The 6,898-nt window shown below is 75.2% G+C and carries 4 protein-coding genes; 2 read left to right on the top strand and 2 right to left on the bottom strand.

Annotated features, from left to right (window positions below; genetic code table 11):
• Together R7226_RS23670 and R7226_RS23665 are read left to right on the top strand one after the other, a co-directional pair.
• Positions 1 to 453, top strand: a 453-nt coding sequence (locus R7226_RS23670; protein ID WP_318599827.1) for a helix-turn-helix transcriptional regulator, incomplete at its 5' end; no start/stop codon positions are given.
• Between the two features lie 212 nt (positions 454 to 665).
• Positions 666 to 2,657 (top strand): choice-of-anchor D domain-containing protein, encoded by a 1,992-nt coding sequence (locus R7226_RS23665; protein ID WP_318599826.1) that lies wholly within the window; start codon positions 666 to 668, stop codon positions 2,655 to 2,657.
• Between the two features lie 72 nt (positions 2,658 to 2,729).
• On the opposite strand, the gene R7226_RS23660 is transcribed toward R7226_RS23665, so the two are convergent.
• Positions 2,730 to 3,953, bottom strand: a complete 1,224-nt coding sequence (locus tag R7226_RS23660) for a CARDB domain-containing protein (RefSeq protein ID WP_318599825.1) — start codon at positions 3,951 to 3,953, stop codon at positions 2,730 to 2,732.
• Positions 3,950 to 6,832: an ATP-binding protein gene (locus tag R7226_RS23655; protein WP_318599824.1), complete on the bottom strand. Its 2,883-nt coding sequence runs from the start codon at positions 6,830 to 6,832 to the stop codon at positions 3,950 to 3,952. Before R7226_RS23655 ends, R7226_RS23660 begins: the two co-directional genes overlap by 4 nt.
• Positions 6,833 to 6,898: the final 66 nt, after the last annotated feature.

Here is a 6,898-nt window from a genome sequence, read left to right as displayed (position 1 = left end):
ACCGACGCGCGCGTCCGCCTGGCCGAGGGCGACGCGGCGGGCGCCGCCGAGCTGGCGCTCGCGGCCGCCACGCTGGCTGCCGCCCACGACGGTGAGCTGGACGCGGCGCGGGCCCGGCTGCTGGCCGGTCAGGCGCTCGCGGCGAGCGGTCGCCGCGCCGCGGCGATCGAGCAGCTGACGCTCGCCGAGGAGGTCTTCGCGCGGCGCGGGATCGGCCTGCTGCGGCCGCTCGCGGTGCGCGAGCTGCGCGAGCTGGGCCGGCGCGTCGCCTCTCCCGACGGCGCGCTCAGCCCACGCGAGCGCGAGATCGCCGAGCTGATCGCGAGCGGCAGCTCCAACCAGCAGATCGCGGACACGCTCGTGATCAGCCTCCGCACCGTCGAGACGCATGCCCGCAGCGTGCGGCGCAAGCTCGGCGTCGCCAGTCGCGCGGACGTCGCCCGCGCCCTCTGAGCGGCCGCGGTCGCGTGCGCTGTGAACTAAGTGAGTGGTGCGTCTCCCTCGATGTGATCGGCCGCCGTCAGTTGATCTTTAGCTCAACCCAGAAGCACTGACAAATTGAAGAATTCACAACGCACGGACGACGCCAGTTGTGTCATGGTATTGACATGTCTCCGGTCTCCCTGCGCGCTCTGTCGCGCGGGGCGCGTCGTCGTTCCGTCGTCGTGCCCCTCCTCATCTCAGCGCCGCTGGCGTTCGCCGCGCTCCCCGCCGCCGCTCAAGCCGGGTCCTTCACGCTCGGTGGCTACGGCTGCGCCGGCAACGAATGGACCGTCCCCGATGGGGTCACCAGCATCAGACTGGTCGCTCAGGGTGAGCGGGGCGGCAACTCCGGCGGCTACGGCGCCCGCATCACGGCCTCCGTCGACGTCACGCCCGGCACCGTCCTCTACGCCTGCGTCGGCGTCAACGGCGGCGATGGCGGCACCGGGCCCGGTGGCACCGGCGGCGGTGGCGGCGGCTACACCTCGGTCAGCTCCCATGCCGACGGCAGCATCCCGTGGATCGTCGCCGCCGGCGGCGGCGGCAAGGGCGCCGGCCCCAACGCCGGTGACGGCGGCGCCGCCGGCACCTACAACACGGAGGCCGGCAGCGGCGTCGCCTCCGGCAGCGCCGGCGCCGGTCGCAGAACGGATGGGAGCAGCGGCGGGGCGGGCGGCGTCAACAGCGCCGACGCGAGCGCGAACGGCACCGCAGGGCTGAGAGCCAGAGGCGGCGACGGCGGCAGCAGCGCCGCCGGCCCCGGCGGTGGCGCCGGTGGCGCCGGCGTCTGGGGCGGCGGTGGCGGCGCCGGCTCGGCGACGTCCGAGGACGGCAGCGCCGGCGGCGGTGGCGGCTACAGCTTCTGCGGCGCCGGCGCGACCGGCTGCGCGAGCACGAACGACCCCAGCAGCCCCTCTGTCGAGTTCAGCTGGGCCGAGCCGGTCGCCACGACGACGACGGTCTCGCTCAACACGAGCAGAGCGATCTCGGGCCATGCGGTCAAGCTCAGAGCGACGGTCTCGCCGGTGCCGAGTGGTGGCACGGTGGCGTTCACGGTCGACGGCAACAGACAGTGGGACTGCGACGCGGTTGCGGTCGACACGACGACCGGTGTGGCCGAGTGCGACACGAACATTCCGGGTGCGCGCGGCGCGCACAGCGTGAGAGCGGTCTACTCGGGCGTCTCGTCCGCGTTCGACGGCTCTGATGACGATGAGAGCTTCACGGTCTATGGGGGTGTCCCGTCGGTCTCGCCGAGCCCGACCGCGGCCTTCGGCGAGGTCGAGCTTGGGAAGAGCACGACGAGACCGATCACGGTGACGAACGTGGGTGATGCGGACCTGACGATCGATGAGATCGACGGCATCTACATCGCTGAGTATGAGCCGCGTGCGCGGCCGCCGAGAAGCACCGAGTTCATCGCGCTCGATGATCAGTGCACCAACAGAACGCTTGCGGTTGGCGCGAGCTGTGTGGTGGTCGTCAAGTTCTCGCCGAGAGCGCTTGGTCAGCGGACGGCCGTGATCGATGTGTACAGCGATGCGTGGGACGGCACCGACGAGGTCGAGCTGACCGGTGTCGGTGTTGAGGCGAGACCGGAGCCGGAGCCGAAGCCGGAGGAGAGAAAGCCGGAGACGCCGAGCACGCCGGTCACGCCGGTCACGCCGGTGCCGAGCCCGGTCCAGCCGCCGGCCGTGCCGACCGCGCCGGCTCCGCCGGCGGTGCAGACGAGAGCGCCTCCGGCTGTCGGTGCCTCGGTCGATCTGGGCGTCAGCAGAGGCGCGCAGGTGACCCAGAACGGTTCCGTCAGACTGCCGCTGGTCTGTCCGGTCGGTCAGCCGTGCCGGGTGTCGGGCACGTTGACGCTGGCGCTCACGGGCGGTCAGGCGCGTGCGGCGGCGGCGACGAAGACGCGCGTGCTCGTGCGCTTCAGCGGCATCAAGGTCGCTGCCGGCAAGACGAAGACGCTGTCGCTGAACCTGCCGGCCGCGTTCGTCAAGGCGCAGCAGGCGAAGGGCGTGCGCAGGCTGCGCACGACGCTGACGGTCAAGACGACGCTCGGCAGTGGCAGAACGGTCACCAGACGTCAGGCGATCACGCTGCTGATCCCGCGCGCCAGAGTCGCGCAGAGAGCGGCTCCCCAGCCGGCGCAGCGCCCCTCGTTCACCGGCTGAGCCGCTTCCAACAAACCCCGCACCACCGGCGCGCCGCTCCCTCACCGGGGCGGCGCGCCGCGTTTGCGGCGGCTACGGCGCGAGCCAGCCAGCGTCGAGCTGCGGCAGCAGGTACGTCCGCAGATAGGCGTCGGTGTCGTCGTCGTAGTGCGCGCCCGGCTGCTCGATCCGTCTGATCGGGAAGCCGGCGGCGGCCATCGCATCCGTCTCGCTGCGGACCGGGCCGATCGGGTAGACGGCGTCCCCGGTCTGGGCGAGGTGGACGACGTTGAACCGCCACGCCGCGGCGGCCAGCGACGCCGCCTGCGTCGAGCCGGTGTCGCGGAACGGCGCGGTGTTCTGCGCGAGCAGGCCGGCGAACAGGCCGGCGTTGTAGAAGGCGGTGCGGTAGGCGAGGTCGCCGCCGGACGAGTAACCGCCGATCACGACCTTGCGCGGCGCGATGTTGAAGTGCGTCTTGACGTCTGCCAGCGCGCCCAGCACCTTCGCCGGGTCGCTGTTCATGTCCCAGCAGGCGCCGTCGCGACCGCCGAGCGAGAGCGAGATCCAGCTCTGGGCGCCGCCGGGCGAGATCATGTAGGTGTCGCCCTCGGCTTGGCCGCCGCAGCCGTGCATCCACAGGAACAGCGTCGTCGGGGTCCGGTGCGTCGCGTCGTAGGAGGACGGCACGAACAGCCAGTAGTCGCCGGGCGCGTAACGGAAGACCGTCTCCGGCGTGAACGCGATCGGCGCGGTCGGAACCGATGATGGCGGGGCCGGCGGGGTCGGGACGGGCGGCGTGGGCGGCGCCGGGGCGGGTGGGGGCGGACTCGGCGCGGGCGGCGGCGTCTGCTTCGGCGCAGGCGCGGGTCCGCTTCGTCTGAGCGTGACCCTCCCGAGCGAACGGCAGTTGTTGCGCTCGCTCCGCTCGTCCACGCGCTTCGACGTATCGGCGCAGACCGACGCCGCGTAGGTGCCGGCGGCCAGGTTGCGCGGCAGCACGACCGCGACCCGCCGCGTGCGCGCGGTGCCGGCGGCGATCGCCGGCACCGCGAACGGCTGCAGCGAGCGCGTGCCGCGCCTGCCGGTCCGCAGCGCGATCGTCGCGCGGGACGCCGGCGCCGCGGCGCTGCCGCGGTTGGCGAAGGTCACGCTGGCGGTGGCGCCTCTGACCGAGCCGTTCGCGACGACGAGGTCCGGCAACGCGCGCGCGGGGCGCTGCTTCGCGGCGAGCGCCGTCGACGGCGCGCTCGCCGCCGCCACCCCCATAGCGGCGACGGCGAGCGCGGCCATCGCTCTCTGGTGCGTCCCTTTCACCGCCGCGCATCCTCCCCGCGCGCGGCCGACGGCGCATCAGTGGGCGACCCTGGGGTTTCGGTGTCGCCGCCGAGCGCCGCCGCGAGCCCGCCGCGCGCGCCCTGGCCGGCCAGCCCCAGCTTTCCGTACGCGTGCGACAGGTGGGTCTCGACCGTCTTGACGCTCACGTACAGCTCCTGCGCGATCTCGACGTTCGTCTGCCCCGCCGCCGCGAGCCGCGTGACGCGCAGCTCGGAGACGGTCAGCGCCTCCGCTCCGGTGCGCGCGATCCGCCGCGGCCGTCCGCCCGCCGCCAGCAGCTCCTCGCGCGCGCGCACGACGAGCCGCTGGGCGCCGCAGCGGTGCGCCAGCTCGATCCCCGCCGCCAGCTGCTCGCGCGCCTGCACGCGCTGCCGCGTGCGCCGCAGCGCCGCGCCCAGCTCGACGAGCGCGCGCGCGTGCTCCAGCCGCGCCTCCGAGCGCTCCAGCGCCGCGACCGACTCGCGCAGCAGCTCGATCCCACGCGCGCCGCCCTCGACCAGCGCGGCGCCGCGCAGCGCGACGCCGAGCGTGCGCGGCAGCCCCAGCCGGCGCGCAAGCGCGACCTCCTCCTCGACCAGTCGCAGCGACTCGTCGCGCCGCTCGGGCGGCAGCGCCAGCGCGAGGTCGGAGCGCCACGCCATCTGGCTGGGCCCGAACCGCAACGGCGTCAGGACCTGGCCGGCCGCCTCCAGGTCCGCCAGCGCGGCGGCGCGCTCGCCGCGCTCCAGCCGCAGCCGGCCGCGGCCGGCGAGCAGCAGCCCGCCGGTCGAGGTGCCGAGGAAGGTCGGGTCGAGCGCGAGCGTCTCGGCGATCGCCGCGACGTCATCGACGCCGGGGCGCTCGACCAGCACGTCGAGGAAGACGTAGAAGACGTTCGCGATCCACATCGCGACGTTGGCCTGGCCCATCACGTCGAGCAGCGTGCGCAGGTCGGCCTCGGCCGCCGCGAGGTCGCCACGCAGGCCGACGACGTGGCCGCGGAAGGCGGGGCCGCCGAGCAGGCCGAGCAGCTCGCCGCTGCGCCGGCCCTCGCGCTCGATCAGCGCGGCGACCTCGAGCGCGCGGTCGTAGCTCTCGGAGTAGGCCAGCGCCATGAACAGCTGCGCGCCCGCCCAGCCGCCGGCCGGGCGGCCGTTTGTCAGGACGCCGCGCGCGAGCGCCCGCTCGGCGAGCGCGCGCGCCCGCGCCGCATCCTCGCAGCGCTGGGCCGCCTGCGCCGCGAGCAGCGCGGTCATCGCCTGCGCCGCCCAGCTCGGGCCCTCCGCCAGCCGCTCGAAGTGCGCGCGCTCGCGCTCGAAGTCGCCGACCAGATGGGGGTCGTTGGCGGCGACCGCGAGCCGCAGCGCCTCGATCTCGACGAGCAGCTCCGGATCGTCGAGCACGTCGAGCGCGCCGGCGATCAGCGCGCGCGCCTGCTCCCACTGCCCGGACGTCGCGAGCAGCTCGGCGAGCGCGGCCGTCGCCGCGATCCGCAGCCGCGGCTCGTCCGCGAGCGCGACCGCCTGCGAGAGGTGCTCGACGCACTGCGGGTCGCGGATCGCCATCTCGGCGAGACCGAGCCGGTGCAGCAGCAGGGGACGCGGCGGCTGCGCGGCCTCCTCCTCCAGCGCGCGCCGCAGCAGCCGGATCGCGGCCTCCGGCGCGGCCCGCGACGACGACGTCTCGGCGGCCGTGAGCAGCGCGGCCGCGACGGCGTCGGAGCCGGTCGGGCGGGTGGCGGCGAGGTGCGCGGCGACCGCCTCGGCGGGCGCACCCGCGGCCTCCAGCACGCGCGCGGCCGCGGTGTGGGCGGCGTCGCGCTCGGCGAGCGCGAGGCCGTCGTAGACCGACCGCCGCACGAGCGGGTGCACGAACGCGAACGGGTCCTCCGTCGCGAGCACCTCGATCTCGCGCAGGCGCCGCGCGATCCGCGTCGCGCTCGCCAGCTCGACGCCCGCGAGCCGCGCCGCGAGCGGCAGCGCGCCGCCGTCGCCGAGCACCGCCATCGCGTGCGCGAGCGCGGGCGCCCGCGGGCCGACCTTCTCGACGCGGCGCCCGACGCGCGCGGCGAGCGTCGGCACCGACGCCGCCGCGACGACGTCGGCGCCGAGCGCGCCGTCGCCGTCGAGCGTCCGCAGCAGCTCGCGCAGGTAGAGCGGGTTGCCGGCGCTCTCGACGTGGCAGGCGGCGCAGGCCGCGTCGGTCGCCGCCGGCACGTGCGTGCGCACGAGCGCGGTGACGGCCGCCTCGCTCAGCGGCCGCGGGACGACGCGCGCGTCTCCCGCGACCGCGCGCAGGTCGTCGATCAGCGCCGCCGGCGCGCCGGGCTCCTCGGGGCGCAGCGCGATGACGAGCACGATCGGCAGGTCCTCGATCCGCCGGCCGAGGTGGCCGAGCGCGTGAATCGACGCGTCGTCGGCCCAGTGCACGTCGTCGACGGCGATCAGCAGCGGCCCGGCCGCGGCGACGTTCGAGGTCAGCCAGTAGATCGCGTTGAGCGCGGCGAAGCCGGCCGCCGCGCGCTCGGCGTTCGGCCCGTCGGCCGCGGGCGCGACGATCCACTCGGCGGGCGCGGCGGCGCCGGTCAGCAGGCGCGCGCGCTCGGGGCCCGGCAGGCCGTGCAGGAACGGCTCGAACAGCTGGCGCACGCAGCCGAACGGATACTCGCGCTCGAACTCGCCGGCGATCGCGCGCAGCACGCGCAGGCCCTCCTGCGCGGCACGCTCGCGCGCGGCGCGGACGAGCGTGCTCTTGCCGCTGCCGGCCGCGCCCTCCACGAGCAGCAGCCGCCCGCGGCCGGCGCGAGCGGCCGCGATCGCCTCGCCGATGTCGGCAAGCTCACGATCGCGTTCGAGTACTGACTCAGTGCCTTTCGTCACGTGGCGCAGCAGCGTTGCTCCGGGTCGTGGTGCAAGAGAGTAGCCACGGTCCGGTGCGACGGCGAG

Origin of the sequence: Conexibacter stalactiti (genome assembly GCF_033542075.1) — a bacterium.
Taxonomy (GTDB): Bacteria; Actinomycetota; Thermoleophilia; order Solirubrobacterales; family Solirubrobacteraceae; genus Conexibacter; species Conexibacter stalactiti.
This window is presented reverse-complemented; position numbering and strand designations above follow the sequence as displayed.